The 18,562-nt window shown below is 70.4% G+C and carries 15 protein-coding genes; 2 read left to right on the top strand and 13 right to left on the bottom strand.

Features of this window, described 5'->3' with window-relative positions; all coding sequences use genetic code 11:
- Positions 1 to 12: 12 nt before the first annotated feature.
- The 7 genes from HMPREF1529_RS01695 to HMPREF1529_RS01665 form a co-directional block, all read right to left on the bottom strand.
- Positions 13 to 810: a transglutaminase-like domain-containing protein gene (locus tag HMPREF1529_RS01695; protein ID WP_016463447.1), complete on the bottom strand. Its 798-nt coding sequence runs from the start codon at positions 808 to 810 to the stop codon at positions 13 to 15.
- A gap of 81 nt (positions 811 to 891) precedes the next feature.
- Positions 892 to 1,695, bottom strand: a complete 804-nt coding sequence (locus HMPREF1529_RS01690) for an HpcH/HpaI aldolase family protein (RefSeq protein WP_016463446.1) — start codon at positions 1,693 to 1,695, stop codon at positions 892 to 894.
- Positions 1,680 to 2,465 (bottom strand): fumarylacetoacetate hydrolase family protein, encoded by a 786-nt coding sequence (locus tag HMPREF1529_RS01685; RefSeq protein WP_016463445.1) that lies wholly within the window; start codon positions 2,463 to 2,465, stop codon positions 1,680 to 1,682. Before HMPREF1529_RS01685 ends, HMPREF1529_RS01690 begins: the two co-directional genes overlap by 16 nt.
- Before the next feature lie 26 nt (positions 2,466 to 2,491).
- Complete coding sequence (gene hpaD / locus HMPREF1529_RS01680) at positions 2,492 to 3,640, bottom strand: 3,4-dihydroxyphenylacetate 2,3-dioxygenase (protein WP_016463444.1); 1,149 nt, start codon at positions 3,638 to 3,640, stop codon at positions 2,492 to 2,494.
- A gap of 1 nt (position 3,641) precedes the next feature.
- Entirely contained in the window at positions 3,642 to 5,156 is a 1,515-nt protein-coding gene (gene hpaE, locus HMPREF1529_RS01675) for a 5-carboxymethyl-2-hydroxymuconate semialdehyde dehydrogenase (protein ID WP_005048041.1), read from the bottom strand.
- A 43-nt stretch (positions 5,157 to 5,199) separates the two neighbouring features.
- The gene (locus HMPREF1529_RS01670; protein WP_016463443.1) at positions 5,200 to 5,892 is read right to left on the bottom strand and encodes a GntR family transcriptional regulator; all 693 of its coding nucleotides are present in this window, start codon (positions 5,890 to 5,892) and stop codon (positions 5,200 to 5,202) included.
- A complete protein-coding gene (locus HMPREF1529_RS01665) occupies positions 5,892 to 7,352 on the bottom strand; it encodes a fumarylacetoacetate hydrolase family protein (RefSeq protein ID WP_016463442.1) in 1,461 nt (486 codons plus the stop codon). Before HMPREF1529_RS01665 ends, HMPREF1529_RS01670 begins: the two co-directional genes overlap by 1 nt.
- A 106-nt stretch (positions 7,353 to 7,458) precedes the next feature.
- Between HMPREF1529_RS01665 and HMPREF1529_RS01660 the strand changes: the two genes are divergently transcribed.
- Both HMPREF1529_RS01660 and HMPREF1529_RS01655 read left to right on the top strand, forming a co-directional pair.
- Positions 7,459 to 8,847, top strand: a complete 1,389-nt coding sequence (locus HMPREF1529_RS01660) for an MFS transporter (RefSeq protein ID WP_005048046.1) — start codon at positions 7,459 to 7,461, stop codon at positions 8,845 to 8,847.
- Between the two features lie 18 nt (positions 8,848 to 8,865).
- Positions 8,866 to 10,761, top strand: coding sequence for an FAD-dependent monooxygenase (locus HMPREF1529_RS01655; RefSeq protein ID WP_016463441.1), 1,896 nt, complete (start codon positions 8,866 to 8,868; stop codon positions 10,759 to 10,761).
- An 88-nt stretch (positions 10,762 to 10,849) separates the two neighbouring features.
- On the opposite strand, the gene HMPREF1529_RS01650 is transcribed toward HMPREF1529_RS01655, so the two are convergent.
- From HMPREF1529_RS01650 to HMPREF1529_RS01625, 6 genes are all read right to left on the bottom strand, one after another.
- A complete protein-coding gene (locus tag HMPREF1529_RS01650) occupies positions 10,850 to 12,628 on the bottom strand; it encodes a Na+/H+ antiporter (protein ID WP_016463440.1) in 1,779 nt (592 codons plus the stop codon).
- A 145-nt stretch (positions 12,629 to 12,773) separates the two neighbouring features.
- On the bottom strand, positions 12,774 to 14,444 hold the full coding sequence (locus HMPREF1529_RS01645; protein WP_016463439.1) for a thiamine pyrophosphate-binding protein: 1,671 nt from the start codon (positions 14,442 to 14,444) through the stop codon (positions 12,774 to 12,776).
- Between the two features lie 240 nt (positions 14,445 to 14,684).
- Positions 14,685 to 16,001, bottom strand: coding sequence for an iron uptake transporter deferrochelatase/peroxidase subunit (efeB, locus tag HMPREF1529_RS01640; protein ID WP_016463438.1), 1,317 nt, complete (start codon positions 15,999 to 16,001; stop codon positions 14,685 to 14,687).
- Positions 15,998 to 17,227 carry an iron uptake system protein EfeO gene (gene efeO, locus HMPREF1529_RS01635; RefSeq protein ID WP_016463437.1) on the bottom strand — a complete coding sequence of 410 codons (1,230 nt, stop codon included), beginning with the start codon at positions 17,225 to 17,227 and terminating at the stop codon, positions 15,998 to 16,000. The genes efeB and efeO overlap by 4 nt, the downstream gene beginning before the upstream one ends.
- Positions 17,224 to 18,168, bottom strand: a complete 945-nt coding sequence (gene efeU / locus HMPREF1529_RS01630) for an iron uptake transporter permease EfeU (protein ID WP_016463436.1) — start codon at positions 18,166 to 18,168, stop codon at positions 17,224 to 17,226. The genes efeO and efeU overlap by 4 nt, the downstream gene beginning before the upstream one ends.
- Positions 18,169 to 18,252: 84 nt before the next feature.
- Positions 18,253 to 18,522, bottom strand: a complete 270-nt coding sequence (locus HMPREF1529_RS01625; RefSeq protein ID WP_016463435.1) for a hypothetical protein — start codon at positions 18,520 to 18,522, stop codon at positions 18,253 to 18,255.
- Positions 18,523 to 18,562: the final 40 nt, after the last annotated feature.

Raw genomic sequence — 18,562 nt, 5'->3', positions numbered from 1 at the left:
CGCTCCACGGCGTCAGACGAGGCGGACCAGGCGATTCAGATCGTCGTCGGGGAGGACGTCGGCGGTGGCCGTCACCTGCATGTCAGCGAGGTCGGCGCGGCCGCGCAGGATGTTCAGGAAGGCGGTGTCCGCGGCATCCCGCCCCGTCGAGATCCGCACCAGCGTGTCGCGCGGGGCGAGGGTGGTGGCGTCGACGACGCACCAGGCACCGTCGACCCACGCCTCGGCGACGGCGTGGAAGTCCATCGGGTCGAGTCCTGGCGCGTACACCGCGACCAGCCGCGCGGGCACGCCGCCGGCGCGCAGAAGGGCGACACACAGGTGGGCGTAGTCGCGGCACACGCCGCGGCGAGCCAGGAGCGTCCGGGTGGCCCCGTCGGTCGGCAGGCTCGAGCCGCTCACGTACGACAGCTCGGTGCCCACCCACGAGGACACTGCGATCAGCAGCTCGCGTGGATCGGTGATGCCGCCGAACTCGGCCGCGGCCGTCGGCGCGAGCGCGTCGGATTCCGCATAGCGGCTGGGGCGACCGTAGACGAGCAGTTCGGCCTCGTCGGCGCCCAGGGGCGCGCCCGTGCCGTCGATCGTCGCCGCGTAGTCCAGTCGAAGGTGGCCGATCGGGGCGTCCACACGGTGAAGGCGACCTCCGTGCGCGTCGGCGTGTTCGCGCGCCGGTACGGGGGCGCCGTCGACGCTCACCTCGAGGGTCTCGGATGCCGCGGCATACGCCCGCGACGCGGCGACCGCGAACACGAGGTCGGCGGGGGCGGAGACGTCGAGCTCGATGCGGGCGGTGACGATTCTCTGCATGCACACAGCGTGGCACGGCGCGGCATGGTGCGCCGGGGGCTTGACAGCGCCGCGACACGTTCCGACTCGCGGCGCCCCGCGTCAGTACGAGTCGCGCTCCGCGTCGTCGTGCTCCGCCACCCACCGCGCCGCGAGGGCCTCCGAGCCGCGGGCCAGCAGCGCCACGTCGGCGCCCACCAGGATGAATGCGGCGCCGTCATCGAGGTAGGCCTGCGCGAGCTGCGGGTCGAACGCGTTCACCCCGACGGGAAGGCCCGCCGCGCGGACGGCCGCGAAGGTGCGCCGCACGGCGGCGACGACGTCGGGGTGCGTCTGCTGACCGAGCAGTCCGAGCGAGGCGGCGAGGTCGCTCGGCCCGACGAACACGCCGTCGATGCCCTCGACGGCGGCGATCTCGGCCGCCGCGTCGACGCCGTCGGCATTCTCGATCTGCACGAAGACCGACACGGACGCGTCGGCGGTGGTCAGGTAGTCCTCCACCCTGTTCCATCGCGCCGAACGTGCCAGGGCCGAACCGACGCCGCGGCGACCGCGCGGCGGATAGCGTGTGGCGGCGACGACGGCGCGCGCCTCGTCGGCCGACGACACCATCGGCACGAGGATGTTCTGCGCGCCGAGGTCGAGCACCTGCTTGATCGTGACGGTGTCGCCGATCGGAACGCGCACCATCGGGGTCGCGCCGGACCCGTCGACGGCCTGCAGTTGAGCGAGCACGCTGTCGAGCGTGTTGGGGCCGTGCTCCATGTCGACCAGCAGCCAGTCGAGCCCCGACCCCGCCATGATCTCCGCGACCAGAGGTGAGCCGCTGCAGACCCAGCCGCCGACGAGGGGGCGGGATGCCGCCGCCAGCCGATCGCGGAAGGTCGCCCTCAGACGAAACGACACTCGATCACCCCCATCTGTCCGAAGTCGCACCGCACCGCGTCGCCGCGCTGCACCCACATGGGCCGCGTGAACGATCCTGCCAGGATGATCTCGCCCGCCTCCAGCCGCGCGCCGTGCTGGTGGAACTTGTTGGCGAGCCACGCGACGCCGGTCGCGGGGTGGCCGAGCACGCCGGCGGCGACGCCCGTCTCCTCGATCTCGCCGTTGCGGCTGAGCACGCCCGGCACCCAGCGCAGATCGATCTCGTCGGGGCGCTTGCGCACGTCACCGAGCACCATCGCGCCGTACGCCGCGTTGTCGCTGATGGTGTCGACGATGGTCCGCCCCTCCAGCTCGATGTGCGAGTTCAGCACCTCGAGGGCCGCAACAGCATAGTCGGTCGCGGCGAGGGCGTCCTCGAGCGTGCAGTCGGGTCCCTCGAGCGGCCTCTTCAGCACGAAGGCCAGCTCGACCTCGATGCGCACGTTCGAGAAGAGATCCACGGGGATCTCGGCGCCCGAGCGGTAGACCGTGTCGTCGAACATGACGCCGTAATCCGGCTCGTTGATGCCCGTCGCCTGCTGCATCGCCTTCGAGGTGAGGCCGATCTTGCGCCCCACGAGCATGCGCCCCGCGGCGATCTGCGTGTCACGCCAGCGCCCTTGGATCGCGTAGGAGTCCTCCACCACGGCATCCGGATACCGCGCGGTGATGCGCGGGATCACGCTGTGCGTGCGGTCGGCCTCGGCGAGCTCCGCCGCGATGGCGTCGATCTGTGCGTCGGTCAGCATGGCATCCTCTCGGGTTGGCCGGCGGGCTAGAGCTGGTTGCCGAGCTTGAACTCCCCGGCGTCGACATCTTCGGGGGCGCGGGTGTAGCTGAAGCCGTCGGCGCCGATCGTGACCGCCATCTCGCTCGCATCGGTGCGGGCGCGCACGGGCTGCGGGTTGCCGTCGAGGTCGAGTACGACGGAGCCGTCGGTATACCAGGACGGGACGACGGGGTTTCCCCACCAGTCGCGACGTTGGTTGTCGTGGACGTCCCAGGTGACGACAGGGTTGTCGGGATCGCCGGTGTAGTAGTCCTGCGTGTAGATCTCGACCCGGTGACCGTCGGGGTCGCGCAGGTACAGGTAGAACGCGTTGGAGACGCCGTGTCGGCCCGGGCCGCGCTCGATGGAATCGGAACGGCGCAGTGCTCCGAGCTTGTCGCAGATCGCCAGGATGTTGTGCTTCTCGTGCGTCGCGAAGCACACGTGGTGCATGCGGGGTCCGTCGCCGCCGGTCATGGCGGTGTCGTGCACCGTGGGCTTGCGGCGCATCCAGGCGGCGTAGACGATGCCGTCCTCGTCCTGGATGTCCTCGGTGACGCGGAAGCCGAGGGATTGCATGAATCCGACGGCGCGCGGCACGTCGGGCGTGATCTGGTTGAAGTGGTCCAGGCGGACGAGCTCACCGGGGCAGTAGAGGTCATAGCGCCACGACAGGCGCTCCACGTGCTGCGTCTCGAAGAAGAACTCGTACGGGAAGCCCAGCGGATCCTCCACGCGCACCGAGTCGCCGATGCCCTTCGTGAAGCCCTCCCGGCGCCGCTCGACGCGGCATCCGAGCTCGGAGTAGAACGCGACGGCCTTGTCGAGGTCCTGCGCCGACCGCACACGGTACGAGAAGGCGGCCACCGCCGCAACCGCACCCTTGCGCAGGACGAGGTTGTGGTGGATGAACTCCTCCGTCGAACGGAGATAGATCGCCTCGTCGTCCTCTTCGGTGATGTGCAGCCCGAGGATGTCCACGTAGAACTCGCGGGATGCCGCCAGGTCGGTGACGACGAGTTCCATGTACGCGCAGCGCAGGATGTCGGGGGCCGGGACGGAGGGCGTCGGGATGGGATTGTCCGCGTGGATCGGTGCCTCCTGCGAGACGAAGAATCCCGAGGAGGTTCGGATCATCTGGCTGCGGTCGGTCATCTCAGGCTCCCTTGCCGAAGGTGGGGTTGTGGGCGGGGCCGAGCGTGATGTGCACGGCCTGCTGGTCGGTGTAGAAGTCGATGGAGCGGTAGCCGCCCTCGTGTCCGAGGCCCGAGGCCTTGACCCCGCCGAAGGGCGTACGGAGGTCGCGGACGTTGTTGGAGTTCAGCCAGACCATGCCGGCCTCGACGTTCTGGGCGAAGTTGTGCGCGCGCTTCAGATCGCTGGTCCACACGTACGCAGCCAGACCGTATTTCGTGTTGTTGGCGAGGGACAGCGCCTCCTCGTCGGTGTCGAACGGGGTGATCGCGACGACGGGACCGAAGATCTCCTCCTGGAAGATGCGCGCGTCGGGGGCGACGTCGGCGAACACGGTGGGGCGCACGAAGTTGCCTTCGGCGAAGCCCTCCGGCCGGCCGCCGCCGGCGACGAGCCGGCCCTCGCTCTTGCCGAGCTCGACGTACGACATCACCTTCGCGAAGTGCTCCGGGTGCACGAGCGCGCCGACCTCGGTCGCGGGGTCATCGGGGTAGCCGACCTTCACGCGGTCGGCCTGTGCTGCATACCGCTCGACGAACTCGTCGTAGATCTCGCGCTGTACGAGGATGCGGCTGCCGGCGGTGCAGCGCTCGCCGTTGAGCGAGAACACCCCGAAGATGGTCGCGTCGATCGCCGCGTCCAGGTCGGCGTCGGCGAAGACGATGGCCGGGCTCTTGCCGCCCAGCTCCATCGACAGGCCCTTGAGGAACGGGGCTGCGTTCGCGAAGATGAGCTGGCCGGTGCTGCTCTCGCCGGTGAAGGAGATCAGGGGCACGTCCGGGTGCTTCACGAGCGCGTCGCCGGCGTCTTCGCCGAGACCGTTGACGAGGTTGAACACCCCCTCGGGCAGGCCTGCCTCTTCGAAGATGCCCGCCCACAGCGAGGCCGACAGGGGAGTGAACTCCGCGGGCTTGAGTACGACGGTGTTGCCGGTGGCCAGGGCGGGGCCGAGCTTCCACGACTCGAGCATGAACGGCGTGTTCCACGGCGTGATGAGTCCGGCGACGCCGATGGGCTTGCGGTTCACGTAGTTGAGCTGGCGGCCGGGAACCTTGAAGGCGTCGTCGGTCTGCGCGACGATCAGGTCGGCGAAGAAGCGGAAGTTCTCCGCTGCGCGACGCGCCTGCCCGAGCGCCTGGGTGATGGGCAGGCCCGAATCGAAGCTCTCCAGCTCGGCGAGGCGCGCGTCACGCGACTCGACGATGTCGGCGATGCGGTGCAGCACGCGCGAGCGCTCACGCGCCTGCATGCGCGGCCAGGGTCCCTCGACGAACGCCTTTCGCGCGGCGGCGACAGCGAGGTCGATATCGGCCTTCTTGCCTGCGGCGGCTTTCAGATAGGTCTGGTTGGTCACCGGATCGAGCACATCGAACGTGTCGGCGTCGACCGAGTCGACGAAGCGGCCGTCGATGTAGTGCTGGATGTGCTCCGGCAGATCGGCCGGCACGCGGCGGGCGGTGGTGAGCGCGGTGGTCATGGAGGCTCCTTCGTGGGAGGGGCGGATGCCGGAAGGCGGTGAGTCAGAAGGCGGGGAGGCCGAGCGCTTCGTCGGGGTGCTCGTGGATCATGTAGGCGTCGAGAGTCGCTGAGCGGTGTCGGCGCGAGGCCTTCTCGATCTCGGCGAGCGGAGCACCGGTCTCGATGAGCACGAGGATGTTCTCGTGTTCGCGCACCGACTCGGCGGCGCGGCCGGGTACGAAGCTGAACGTCGAGTCGCGCAGGTGCCCCAGTCGCGCCCACTCAGCGTGCACCAGTTCGAGCATGCGCGGGTTGGCGCACTTCTCGAACAGGATCGCGTGGAACTCCTGGTTCAGCGCGGTGAAGGCGCGCGGGTCGAAGTGCTCGAGCGTCTCGACCATCAACTCGTTGACCTGGCGCGCGCGCCGCACGTCGTCGGCGGTGAGCGCGCGTGCCGAGAGGGCCGTCGCCGCCCCCTCCAGGATGCTGAGCGCCTGCATGCTGAAGCGGTAGGCGGTGTCGTCGACCATCGACACCCGCGCGCCGACGTTGCGTTCGAACATGACGAGGCCCTCGGCCTCGAGCTGGCGGATCGCTTCGCGCACCGGCACCACGCTCATGTCGAGCTCGCCGGCGATCGTGCCGAGCACGAGGCGGTAGCCGGGGGTGAATTCCTGCGCGGCGATGCGCTCCTTGATCCAGTGGTACGCCTGCTGCGACTTGCTCTGCGCTGTCGCGGGCGTCATGGCGGACATCAGGAGCTCCTCTCGCTCTCATAGCGGGCACGCCATTCGGAGTTCATCGGGAACAGGCCGTCGACGCGATGACCGGACGCCACCTGCCGGGCGATCCACGCATCCTCCTCCTCCTGAGCGAGGGCAGCGTCCACGACCTCCTCGGCGAGAGCGGGCGGCAGCACGAGGACGCCGTCGCCATCTCCGACGACGATGTCGCCGGGCTCGACGGTCGTGCCGCCGCAGCCGATCGCGACGTCGGTCTCCCACGGGATGTGGCGACGGCCGAGAACGGCGGGGTGGGGACCGGCGCTGAAGACCGGGATGCCGACGGCCGCGACCGCCTCGGCGTCGCGGACGCCCCCGTCGGTCACGATGGCGGCGGCGCCGCGCGCGTGGGCGCGGATCGCCAGGATGTCGCCGAGTGTGCCGGATCCGGTTTCGCCGCGGGCCTCGATGACGAGGACCTCGCCCTCCTCGACCGCGTCGAACGCGCGTTTCTGGGCGTTGTAGCCTGCGCCGCGCGCGGCGAAGAGGTCTTCGCGGTGCGGGAGGAAGCGCAGGGTGCGGGCCGTGCCGACGAAACGACTGCCCGCGGTGAGCGGGCGCACCCCGTCGATCGTGACATCGTTGAGCCCGCGCTTGCGCAGCTGTCCGCTGAGTGCGGCGACGGGGACCCGGGAGAGTTTCTCGCGCAGCGCGGCGGTGAGCACCGGGGCCCCGGTGATGATCCCGGCCGCGTCCGAGGAGCCCCATGCCTCGGCGCGCTGGTGGTCGTCGACGGCGGGGAGCGAGCCGATCGCACCGTCGAAGGCGCGCGCGCCCTGCACCACGGTGGTGCGCAGCCGTCCGGTCGACAGGGGCCCGGCATCCACCTGCACCTCGACGACGTCGCCGGGGACGACGACCGACGAGCCGGCGGGTGTGCCGGTGAGGATGAGGTCGCCGGTCTCGAGGGTGAAGTGCTGCGACAGGTCGGCGACGATCTGGGCGAGCGGGAAGATGAGGCCGGCGGTCGTGTCGTCCTGCACGAGATCGCCGTTGACCCAGGTGCGCAGGCGCAGGCTCGCCGGGTCGATACCGGCCGCGTCGATCAGGGTCGGGCCGATCGGGGTGTAGCCGTCGCCGCCTTTGGATCGGACGTTCGATCCCTTGTCGTTCGCGCGCAGATCGTAGAGACCGAAGTCGTTCGCGGCGGTGATGGCGGCCACGTGCGACCACGCGTTCTCGGGCGTCGTCCATCGGGCGGGCGCGCCGATGACGAGAGCGATCTCGCCTTCGAACGCGAGCAGCTCGGTGCCCGCGGGGCGCTCGATCTGCGCGCCCGAGGCGGCCAGCGAGCTGGATGGCTTGAAGAAGTACGAGGGGGATGCCGGGCGGCGGCCGCGCTGGTCGGCGCGCGAGGCGTAGGCGAGGTGGACCGCCACGATCTTGCCGGGGCGGGCGCCGAGGGCGGCGAACCGGCTGTCGGTGTCAGTCATGGATGCTCCCTTGCGTCGTATCCGAAATCGTATATGATCGTCGTCATCGGGGCAAGCACCGCTTCGCCGCCTGACAGAGACGTCACCCTGACACTGGAGTCACCTCATGAGCGCATCAACGAACCACCCCGTCGGGTTCACGCCGACCGGGACGATCGCGACGTCGACGGACCGCCGCCGCGTCATCTTCGCCACGATCGTCGGCACGACGGTCGAGTGGTACGACTTCTTCATCTATGCATCCGCGGCCGGCCTGGTCTTCGGCAGTCTGTTCTTCGCTCCCGCCGGGGAGGGGTTTGCGCAGGTCCTGTCCTTCATCACTGTGGGCATCAGCTTCCTGTTCCGGCCCTTCGGTGCGTTCCTCGCCGGCCATTTCGGCGACAAGTACGGGCGCCGGCTGGTCCTCATGGTGACCCTGATCCTGATGGGCGTGGCGACCACGCTCGTCGGTCTCCTGCCGACGTATGCCGCGATCGGCATGGCCGCTCCCATCCTGCTCGTGCTGCTGCGCATCCTGCAGGGCATCTCTGCCGGTGGAGAGTGGGGCGGTGCGGTGCTGATGGCCGTGGAGCATGCCCCCAAGACGCGGCGCGGCGTCTTCGGCGCCTCTCCCCAGATGGGCGTGCCCCTGGGTCTGCTCCTCGCATCGGGGATGCTCGCACTGATGGCCACGATCGCACCGGGGGAGGCCTTCGTGCAGTGGGGGTGGCGCGTGCCGTTCCTGCTCTCGTTCGTGCTGATCGTCATCGGCTCCTACATCCGTCGCCGGGTGGAGGAGAGTCCGGTGTTCGCCGAGCTCGCCGAGCGCAAGGAGGAGACGCGGATGCCGATCGTCGCACTGTTCCGCAAGCACACGCTGCTCGTGGTCATCGCGGCTCTCGTCTTCGCCGGCAACAACGCCGTGGGATACATGACCACCGGCGGCTACATCCAGCGGTACGCGACCGACCCGAAGGGACCGATCGGCCTCGCGACGGCCGACGTCCTGGGCGCGGTCACCCTCTCGGCGATCACCTGGCTCGTGTTCACGTTCCTCTCCGGCTGGATCTCCGATCGCATCGGACGGCGGACGACGTACATCATCGGCTGGCTGTTCCAGCTGGTCGGTGTCTTCCTCCTCTTTCCGCTCGCCAACACCGGCTCGATCGTCCTGTTGACGCTGGGTCTCGTGATCCTCACCGTCGGGCTCGGCTTCACCTACGGCCCCCAGGCGGCCCTCTACGCCGAGCTGTTCCCGGCATCCATCCGGTTCTCCGGTGTCTCCATCTCGTACGCGATCGGTGCGATCCTCGGCGGCGCCTTCGCTCCGACGATCGCGCAGGCGATCGTGCAGGCGACGGGATCCACGACCGGTGTCACCTGGTACCTCGCGGGCATGACCGCGCTGGGACTGGTCGCGACGCTGCTGCTGCGTGACCGCAGCGGCATCCCGCTCGGACCCGACCACGAGGCGGAGCAGGCGGTCAGCCCCATCCGAGGGCTCTCCCAGGCGTGAGCCGGAAGGACGACGACGATGCAGTTCCATCACCACGGGTATGTCTCCGCCGATCCCCGGGTGCAGCCGGCAGCGGGAACGGGCATCGACCGGGCGGGCGTGCTCCCCGACGAGGTCGACGTCCTCATCGTCGGCTCGGGACCGGCCGGAATGCTCCTGGCGGCGCAGCTGTCGCAGTACCCCGGGGTGCTCACCCGCATCGTCGAGCGGCGTGAGGGGCGGCTCGCTCTCGGGCAGGCCGACGGCATCCAGCCGCGCAGCGTCGAGACCTTCCAGGCGTTCGGCTTCGCGGAGCGGATCATCGCCGAGGCCTACAACATCGGGTGGATGAACTTCTGGGGCCCCGATCCCGCGAACCCCGGCCGCATCGTGCGCCGCTCGCGCACCGCCGACTACGCCTACGACATCAGCGAGTTCCCGCACCTCATCGTCAACCAGGCGCGCGTGCTCGACTACTTCGCCGAAGCGGCGGCGCACGGACCGGCGCGTATCGCGCCCGACTACGGGGTGGAGTTCGTCGGGCTGCGTGTGCACGAGGGCGAGAGCCGTCCCGTCGAGGTGCGTCTGCGCCACGTCGCCGGGGAGCACGCCGGGGAAGAGCTCGTCGTCCGCGCGAACTACGTCGTCGGATGCGACGGCGCGCGCAGCGGCGTGCGTGCCGCGATCGGCCGCGTGCACGTCGGCGACATCTCGCAGCACGCCTGGGGCGTGATGGACGTGCTCGTCGAGACGGACTTCCCCGACTGGCGCATCAAGTGCGCGATCAACGCCGAGGCCGGCAACATCCTGCACATCCCGCGCGAGGGCGGGTACCTCAGCCGCATCTACGTCGATCTCGGCGCCGTCGCGGACGATGACGACCACCGCGTGCGCCAGACGCCCGTCGAGGAGATCATCCGCCGCGCCAACGAAATCCTGCACCCGTACACGCTCGAGGTGAAGAGCGTCGCCTGGCACAGCGTGTACGAGGTCGGCCACCGGGTCACCGACGGCTTCGACGATGCGCTCGACGGCGGACGGGACCCCCGCGTGTTCCTCACCGGCGACGCCTGCCACACCCACAGCGCGAAGGCGGGGCAGGGCATGAACGTCTCGATGCAGGACGGCTTCAACCTCGGATGGAAGCTCGGCTCCGTGCTCACCGGGCTGAGCCCGGCATCCCTCCTGTCGACCTACACCGCCGAGCGCAGGCCGGTCGCCCAGCAGCTCATCGACTTCGACAAGGAGTGGTCGACGCTGATGGCGCGAAAGCCCGAGGAGATCTCCGACCCCGCCGACCTCGCCACCTACTATCTCGCCACCGCCGAGTTCCCCTCGGGGTTCATGACGACCTATGCGGAGGGATCGGGAGTCGTCGCCGGCGATGTCCACCAGCATCTCGCGACGGGGTTCCCGGTGGGCAAGCGCTTCAAGAGCGCGCCCGTCACCCTGGCCGCCGATGGCAACGCGGTGCATCTCGGTCATCATGCGAAGGCCGACGGGCGTTGGCGTCTGTACGCCTTCGCCGACCGCGACGGGCTTGCAGACGACTCACCCCTGGCGCGCTTCGCGGCCTGGCTCCTCCAAGACCCCGGATCGCCGGTGCGCCGTCACACCCCGACGGATGCCGACATCGACGCCGTCTTCGACGCGAAGGTGATCTACCAGCAGGGTTTCGACGCCATCGACGTCACGCGTGCGCCCGCGATCTTCCGCCCGCGCTCGGGCGCGCTGGCGCTCACCGACTGGGAGAAGGTGTTCGCCGCGGCGCCCAGCCGGTGGAACGCGGTCGACATCTTCGACGCCCGGGGACTGTCGCGTGACGGCGTGGTCGTCGTCGTGCGCCCCGATCAGTACGTCGCGGCGGTGCTGCCGCTGGAAGCGACCGACGAGTTGGCGGACTTCTTCGCCCGGTGGATGCTGCCCGCCGCGTGACGGCTCGGGGAGATTCAACGCGCTGCGCACGCTCTCGCCGGTCGTTGAGCGAGACCCGGAGGGTCGAGTCGAAACGCAGAACCGCGCCTCAGTCGAGGTCGTCGTAGCCGCTGAGGCGCAGCTCCTCGGCATCCAGGTGCGCCTCCAGCCGTCGGGCGAGAAGATCGTCGACCGTGCCCTCACGCCGAAGGCGCAGCAGCACTTCGCGCTTGCGGTCCAGCAGAGCCAGCTTCAGTCGGGTCATCTCCTCGAAGCGCACCAGCGGCGACCGCTGGGTGAGATCGATCCCGGTCGAGGCGGCGAGCATCGTCAGCGAGGTCGCGCCATCGGCGCCCGCCACGGCCGGGTCGATCCCCACGCTGGGCGCAGAGCCGTTCACGACGCTCTGCGCACCGGTGTCGGGGGCCGAGGGCGCCGCGACCATGCCCTCCAGCTGAGCGATCTGGTCGGCATCCGAGGAGGCCTGGGCGCGGGCGAACGCGCGCGCGTTGGCGAGCTCGAGCATGTCGTACCCATCCTGACGAGCCCGCTCGCGGACCTCGTCGCTGATGCCGTGCTCGGCGGCGATGTCGTCCAGAGCGGCGATCGCCGCGCCGGTGATGGTCCGCTGCGCCAGCTCGATCTCGTCAGCGGCCCAATCGTCGCTGGGCAGCTTCGCCCATCGGACGATGGCAGGAAGCAGCGGGCCCTGCACGAGGAGGCTCAGGACGATCACGCCGGCGGTCACGAAGACGACGGCGTCGCGGCCGACGAGGGGGTGGCCGGATGACGTCGTCAGCGGCACCGAGAGCGCGATCGCCAGCGACACGGCGCCGCGGAACCCGGCGAGCGTGCTGACGACGCGGGCGCGGTTCAGCGATCCCGGTCCGGATCCGGTGGCCAGTGCCGGGGTGCGCGGGCGCGAGAACGGGGTCATCAGCAGCTGGAACACGTAGCGCACGACGAGCAGCGCGGCCCACGCGGCCACGGTCAGCAGCGCGAGCCCCCACACGTCGCTGGGCGAGATATCGTGCAGCACGAGCTGCACCTCCAGGCCGATCAGCACGAACAGGGCTCCGTTGAGCAGGTAGACGCCGAACGGCCATGCCGCCATCGCGGTGCGGCGGGAGGCGGCGGTCGTGATGCGCGGCGACGCCCACGCGATGATGAGGCCGGCGAACACGACGGCCAGCACCCCCGAGGCGTTCACGAGCTCCGCCAGGAGGAACGCCGTGAACGGAACCAGCAGCAGGGTCACGTTGATCGACAGCGCATGGCGCATCCGCCGCAGCGAGAGGTAGGCGAGCGCCGCGACGACGATCCCGGCGATCGCTCCGCCGAGGTAGGAGACGAGCACAGTGGCGGTGATCGACCAGCCCGTGACGGTGTCTCCGAGGGCGACGGAGATCGCGATGGCGTAGAGAACGAGCGCGGTGCCGTCGTTGGTCAGGCTCTCCGCCTTCAGCTTCATGAACGTGCGCTGGGGAAGCAGCCGTCCGAGGGCGGCGACAGCCGTGGCATCGGGCGGGGCGACGGCGGCGCCGAGGATCATGGCGGCCGGCCAGGGCAGACCGAACAGCGTGGCGACCCACGCGACGGCGAACGCCGAGGCGACCACGAGCAGGGTGCTCATCGGGATGATGTAGCGCAGCGACCGGCGAACGCCTCGCAGCGATGTCGTCAGGCTCTCCCAGAAGAGCATCACGGGCAGGAACAGCAGCAGCACCGTCTCCGGCGGCAGCTCGATGTGCCGCAGCGCCGGCACGAATCCCAGCACCAAACCGATGACCAGCAGCACCAGCGGCGTCGCCACGCGCAGGCGCGGCGCGAGGATCGTTCCCGCCAACACCGACAGCCCGAGTAGGACGGTGACTTCCAGACCTTCCATGGCCCCCCGATTCCGCGCGCACGTCCCGACGGATATCCGTCGCAGCCCAGTGTGCGCCACAGACACAGCGTTCCAACAGGTCCGCGCATTCCCACCCGGCGCGGAGGGCCCGCCGCGGCGCGGCAGATCGGCGGGTGACGCCGGCCTACCGCCCGGAGTTCACGCGGATGATCTCCTCCTGGTAGGGGGCGATGACGTCGCCGGAGATCCGGCAGTCCAGCAGCAGGAAGGGCCGATCGGATGCCGGGACCCGCACCCACCGCGCGAGCTCGTCGAGGTCGTCGAGCGTGCGCACCACGATCCCGCGGGCACCGACCGCGGAGGCGAGACCTGCGAAGTCGACCTCGGGGATGAGCATCGGCTCGCGGGCGAGGCCCTGCAGTCCGTACAGGTTGATCTCGGCGCCGTACGCGGCGTCGTTCCACACGACGGCCAGTCCGCGCCCGGCCGCCACCCGCACCGCGGACTCGAGGTCGGCCAGCGCCATCAGCCCGCCGCCGTCGCCGGTGGACAGCACGATGGTCGCCTCGGGCCGAGCTCGTGCCGCGCCGGGAACCGAGGGGAAGCCCAGACCGATCGACTGGTACGCGGTGCCGACCATCATCATGCGGTCGGGCGAGGCCACCGGCCAGTACATGTTCGCCCAGCCGAGGAAGTGGCCGCCGTCCGTGACGACGACGCGGTCGCGGGTGGAGGGCGCGCTCTCGAGCAGCTCACCGATCCGCTCCGCGACCGAACGCGGGTCGAGGCGGCCGTCGGACGCCAGCGGGTCGCCGCTGTCGCGGGCGCGCAGCGCCGCGATGTCCACCCGTTCGCGCCAGCCGCTGGGCGCGGCATCCCTCCGGGCCAGCTCGTCGCACAGCGCTTCGGCGACGAGGCGTGCATCGCCGCGGATGAAGCCGCCGACGTGCGGGTGCGTCGCGGCGGGGGAGATGTCGACCTGGACGACGCGGGTGCCCGGAGCGAACAGGTCACCGAAGCGCATCGTGAACTGGTTGAGTCCCGCGCCGAAGACCACCGCCACGTCCGCCGTCGAAATCAGCTCCATGGCGCCGTCGGCGCCGAACCCGCCGGTGACTCCGAGGTCGAACTCCGACCGCGGGAACGTCCCGCGACCCAGCGCCGTCGTGGCCGTGACGGCGCCCGTCGCATCCGCCACGCGCCCGAGAGCGTCTGCGGCGCCCGAGATCCATGCACCGCGACCGGCGATCAGCACCGGGCGCTGGGCTGCGGCCAGCGCGTCGGCCAGATCGGCGATCGCCGCACGCGCGAACGGCGACGGGGTGATCGGCGCGGGAAGCGTCGGCTGCGGCGTGGGCGGCACCGGGCCTGCCTCGAGCCTGGCGACGTCGTAGGGGATGGCGAGCACCGTCGGCACACGATAGGCCAGCGCGTGCTCGATCGCGATGACCGTGGTGGCCGCGGCATCCGCCCGTCCGACCGTGTACGTGCGCGCACCCACCGCCGAGGCCAGGGCGATCTGGTCGACGTCCCACGGACGGGGGCCCGACGTCGGCTCGTCCCCGACGACGAGCACGAGCGGCACGTGGGCCTGCACCGACTCCGCCAGAGCGGTCAGCGTGTTGGTGAAGCCGGCGCCGTAGGTGGCGGTCGCGGCGGCGAGGCGTCCGCTCGCCCGATGGTAGGCGTCCGCAGCGACGACCCCGCCCGCCTCGTGGCGCACGGCCGTGTACTGCACGTCCGTGGAGCGCTCCAGGGCGTCGAGGAAGTAGGCGTTGCCGTTTCCCATCACGCCGAAGACGTGGTCGATGTGGGCGGCGAGGGTCTGGGCGACGTGCGCAGAGACGGTGGGCATGGGGCCTCCGGAAGACGAAACGGTGAATGGATGCCGTATATGTCTCGCGTGCCCCTTTTTCGAGCACCGGATGCCGCGTCGCGTCCGGACCCGTCGATTATAGAAGGACGGATGTCGGCGGTGGCCACCAGGATGGGCACCGCGCGACGATCGGACCGACCCTCAACGGGATGGTCCCTCCCGTGCTCGTCGCCGGGGGAGAGGCGGTCGGCACCTGGCGACACTCGACCGCGGCCGGTCTCAGGCGAACAGGCCCGCCCCGACGTAAGACCCCTCTTGCGCTCCGGGGGAAATCGCCCACAACCCCGAGCCGATGTGGCGGATGTACTCGTTCAGCAGGTCCCTGGACAGCGCGCGCTGGAGGGTCACGAACTGCTCGGGAGAGCGCTGGTACGCGAGGAAGAAGAGCCCCGCGTCCAGGCGCCCCAGCTCGGTGTTGCCGTCGACGTAGTTGTAGCCGCGGCGAAGGATCCGAATGCCCTTGTTGAGATCGGGATGGGCAAGGCGCACATGACTGCGCGCGTCGATCGCGGGCTGTCCCGTGGCCCCGGCGGCGGAGAAGTCCGGCGCCGTCGGCTCCTGTCCGCCCGAGAGCGGCGCGCCGTGCGCCTTGTCGCGTCCCGTGATGCGCTCCTGCTCGCTCAGGCGCACGCGGTCCCATGTCTCGATGAGCATCGCGATCTTGCGGGCCACGAGGTAGGAGCCGCCGACGAGCCAGGCCGGTTCGTCGCCGTCGCCGACCCAGACGTGCTGATCCAGCGCCGCCTGATCATCGGCGAGGATGTTGGCCGTGCCGTCCTTGAACCCGAAGAGGTTGCGCGGCGTCGCCTGATCGGCGGTGGTCTTCGACGTCTTGCCGAAGCCGAGCTGCGACCAGCGCAGCCGCGCCCGGCCGAAGGCGATGCGGCTCAGGTTGCGGATCGCGTGCACGGCGACCTGCGGATCGTCGGCGCACGCCTGGATGCAGAGGTCGCCGCCCGTGTGATCGGGTGCCAGGTCGTCGCCGAGGAACGCCGGCAGCGTGGTGAGCAGGGCGGGGCGGCGATCGGCGAGACCGTAGCGGTCGGTGCCGTCGGCGGCCGTGAACAGCGTCGGGCCGAACCCGAACGTGACCGTCAAGCCGTTCGCGGCCAGCCCCAGCGCTTCGCCGGTGTCGTCCGGCGGCGCCTCGGGCGATCCTCCGACCGCGCCGCTGGCCGAGACATCGAGACCCTGTGTCATCCGCGACGCCGCGTAGGACCAGTCCTGGAGAAGCTCGATCAGATCCTCGCGGGTCGTCCCCGCCATCATGTCGAACGACGCGAAGTGCAGGTGGTCCTGCACGGGCGTGGTGATGCCGGCCTGATGCGCGCCGTAGAACGCGTACGGCGACGCCCCGCCGGCGGCCCCACGCGCGCGACCCACGGCGACACCCGCCGCGGCTCCCGCGCCGGCGCCGACGGCGAGACCTGCGGCGCCGACGCCGGCCGCAAGGCCGAGCAGACTCCGGCGGCTGAGGCCCGCGCGCGGCGACGGGTCGACGCGCTCGTCGCCCGCAGGCGCTTCGTCGGTGCTCATTGCAGGATCGTGGAGGTCAGCTTGGACAGCGGCTCGGCCAGCGCGTTGATCAGATCGGTGAGCTCACGCTTGTCCGCCTCGCTCAGCTGCCGGTAGTTCACGAAGCCGGCGCTCAGCGATCCGTGGCGGGCCAGTGCGGCTTCCAGGGCCGCGTAGCCGCTGTCGATCCGGCCGGCGAGCTCGGTTCCGGTCGCCCCGGAGGAGACGGCGAAGTCCTTGACCAGCGAGAACGCCATCTTCGACCCCTCGACGTTGGCCGCGAAGTCGTAGAGGTCGGTGCCGCTCCACCAGTCCTCTTCGCCGCTGATCTTTCCCGTGGCCACTTCGTCCAGCAGGGCGATCGCACCGTTGGAGATGCCGCCGATGCCCTGCGCGTCGAGTGCCTTCTGGAACGCGTCGCCGTGGACGTAGTCGTTCAGCTCGCCCACGTCGGCGATCAGCTTCGCCCCGTATGTCGCGCGCTCGGCGGCCGTCGAGGGCGCCCAGTCCTTCCACGCGGGAGTGGAGCCGTCGGAGTTCAGAGCGTCCTGAGCGGGCACCCAGAGATCCTTCTCGATGCGGTGGAAACCGGTCCAGTCGAGACCTTCCGCGACGGCATCCACCTCGCGGTAGTCGATGCGCGGGTCGAGGTCGCCCAGCGACTCCGCGACGGGCTCGATCCGCTCGTAGAACGCGCGCGTGGTGGGGAAGAGGGTCCGCGCCTTCTCGTCGTCGCCGGCCTCGTAGGCGCTCACGAAGCTCGCCACGGCCGGGACGAGCTGTTCCACCTGGTCCTTGACGAACGACGCGTACAGATCGACCGCCTTCTGCTTCTGGGCGGCGTCGTCGCCGGAGGCCGTGACCGCATCGCCGGTGACCGTGAAACCGGTGCGGCCGACGCCGTCACCGACCATGCCGGGCTTGCACAGCGTGAAGTAATCGCCGGGCTGCGCGACGACGGTGAGCGTGCGCGAGGCGCCGGGGGCGATGTTCTCGACCTCGCCGACGATGCGCAGGCCGTCCGAGGCCAGGAGGTAGAACTCCGTCACCTGCGAGCTGGCGTTGATCACCGCGAACGCGAGCGTGCCGCTGGTGGCGGTCGCGGTCGAGACGGTGCACGCCGTGTCGGTGGAGGTGACGGTCAGGGCGTCGGAGGCGGCGACGTCGGTCTTGGCGACGCAGCCGGCCAGCACGAGGGCGGTCGCGCCGAGCGCGGCGACGGCTCCCCAGGTGCGTGTGCGGGTCATGATGCTCCTTGGTGGTGGGAGGGCTCCGCGTGGTGCGGGACGGATGAGAGGGGCGCGGATGCCGAGGGCCGGGCGGGCCGGCTGCCCAGCCCCCGGACGAACAGCGTGCCGACGATGGCGAGATACAGGGCCCAGGCGACGACCTGCAGCCAGGACATCTGCGGCATGAAGCCGACGGTGGCCTGCAGGATCGCAGCGAGAGGGCTTCCCGGCGGGATCGCCGCCGAGAGATCGAACGCCCAGCCGAACGGGAAGCCCGCCGCCCCCACGGCGACGGTGCCGCCCACGATGGGCGCCAGGGCGGAGAACGGGCCGGGGAGGGCGCCGGCCTCCTGCAGGTCGTGGATCGCGTACGCCAGAACGCCGGCGGCGACGATCACGAGGAAGCCGCCGGTCCAGGCGAAGAAGACGCGGAGGTCGAGGCGCACCATTCCGCGGGCGAGGAGCCACCCGAGGATGACGGCGGCGGCGAGGCCGAGCAGCGCGCCGAGAAGGGCGGACGGCGTGTCGCCGAAGGACTGCACCATCGACCAGAGCAGGAGCGTCGTCTCGATGCCTTCGCGGGCGACGGAGATGAATCCGATGAGGACGATTCCCCAGAGGCCACCCGTCGCGAGCGCCCGGTCGACACCGCCCTCGAGGGTCTTCTTCATCGTACGGGCGGTCTTCTGCATCCAGAAGATCATCCAGGTCACCATGCCGACGGTGACCAGTGAGAGCAGGCCTCCGATCAGCTCCTGCGCTTCGAACGTCAGGGCGTAGGCACCGAAGGTGAGGATCGCGCCGATGCCGACGGCCAGGGCGACGGCGAGGCCCACTCCGGCCCACAGGCGCGGGAGCACATCGCGGCGATCGATGCGGCGCAGGTAGGCGACGAGGATGCCGACGACGAGAGCGGCTTCGAGGCCTTCGCGGAGGCCGATCAGGAAGGTGGCAAGCACGAGCGTTTCTTCGGGGAGGGGAAGTGAGGTTAGGCGAACCTCACAAACAGCGAGAGTACACCTCGACGCCTCACCGCACCACGCTCACCGGGCGAGGCGCGGGTCGTTCGAGGGGTCGGCGTACGTCGGCGGACACCTGTGAGCACCGGCATCCGGTCGCAGTTCGACGTGCCACGGCTCGTTGTCGTACACCAGACACAAACCGAACGCCGGGCCGTGCCGGGAGATCCAGTCCTGCGTGCCGCTGCCGTCGACGTCGGCGGCAGCGCCCTGCACGTGCAGAGAGGTCGCGGGGGTCGCCACCCAGCGTGCCGCGCGCTCGCGTGAGCCGTACTGGCTCACCGCCTGCGACAACAGCGACTCCTGCAGAGCTTCGGTGTGCGGCCGGCATGGC

Source organism: Microbacterium sp. oral taxon 186 str. F0373 (assembly GCF_000411455.1).
GTDB lineage: Bacteria > Actinomycetota > Actinomycetes > Actinomycetales > Microbacteriaceae > Microbacterium.
Note: the sequence above shows the minus strand (reverse complement) of the source record. Positions and strands in the feature narration are given on the sequence as shown.

Bases quoted from the DNA above. Each gene is read 5' to 3' on its own strand.
- HMPREF1529_RS01695 (WP_016463447.1), bottom strand. From the start codon at position 810: ATGCAGAGAATCGTCACCGCCCGCATCGAGCTCGACGTCTCCGCCCCC.
- HMPREF1529_RS01685 (WP_016463445.1), bottom strand. From the start codon at position 2,465: ATGCTGACCGACGCACAGATCGACGCCATCGCGGCGGAGCTCGCCGAG.
- hpaD (WP_016463444.1), bottom strand. From the start codon at position 3,640: ATGACCGACCGCAGCCAGATGATCCGAACCTCCTCGGGATTCTTCGTC.
- hpaE (WP_005048041.1), bottom strand. From the start codon at position 5,156: ATGACCACCGCGCTCACCACCGCCCGCCGCGTGCCGGCCGATCTGCCG.
- HMPREF1529_RS01670 (WP_016463443.1), bottom strand. From the start codon at position 5,892: ATGTCCGCCATGACGCCCGCGACAGCGCAGAGCAAGTCGCAGCAGGCG.
- HMPREF1529_RS01665 (WP_016463442.1), bottom strand. From the start codon at position 7,352: ATGACTGACACCGACAGCCGGTTCGCCGCCCTCGGCGCCCGCCCCGGC.
- HMPREF1529_RS01660 (WP_005048046.1), top strand. From the start codon at position 7,459: ATGAGCGCATCAACGAACCACCCCGTCGGGTTCACGCCGACCGGGACG.
- HMPREF1529_RS01655 (WP_016463441.1), top strand. From the start codon at position 8,866: ATGCAGTTCCATCACCACGGGTATGTCTCCGCCGATCCCCGGGTGCAG.
- HMPREF1529_RS01650 (WP_016463440.1), bottom strand. From the start codon at position 12,628: ATGGAAGGTCTGGAAGTCACCGTCCTACTCGGGCTGTCGGTGTTGGCG.
- HMPREF1529_RS01645 (WP_016463439.1), bottom strand. From the start codon at position 14,444: ATGCCCACCGTCTCTGCGCACGTCGCCCAGACCCTCGCCGCCCACATC.
- efeB (WP_016463438.1), bottom strand. From the start codon at position 16,001: ATGAGCACCGACGAAGCGCCTGCGGGCGACGAGCGCGTCGACCCGTCG.
- efeO (WP_016463437.1), bottom strand. From the start codon at position 17,227: ATGACCCGCACACGCACCTGGGGAGCCGTCGCCGCGCTCGGCGCGACC.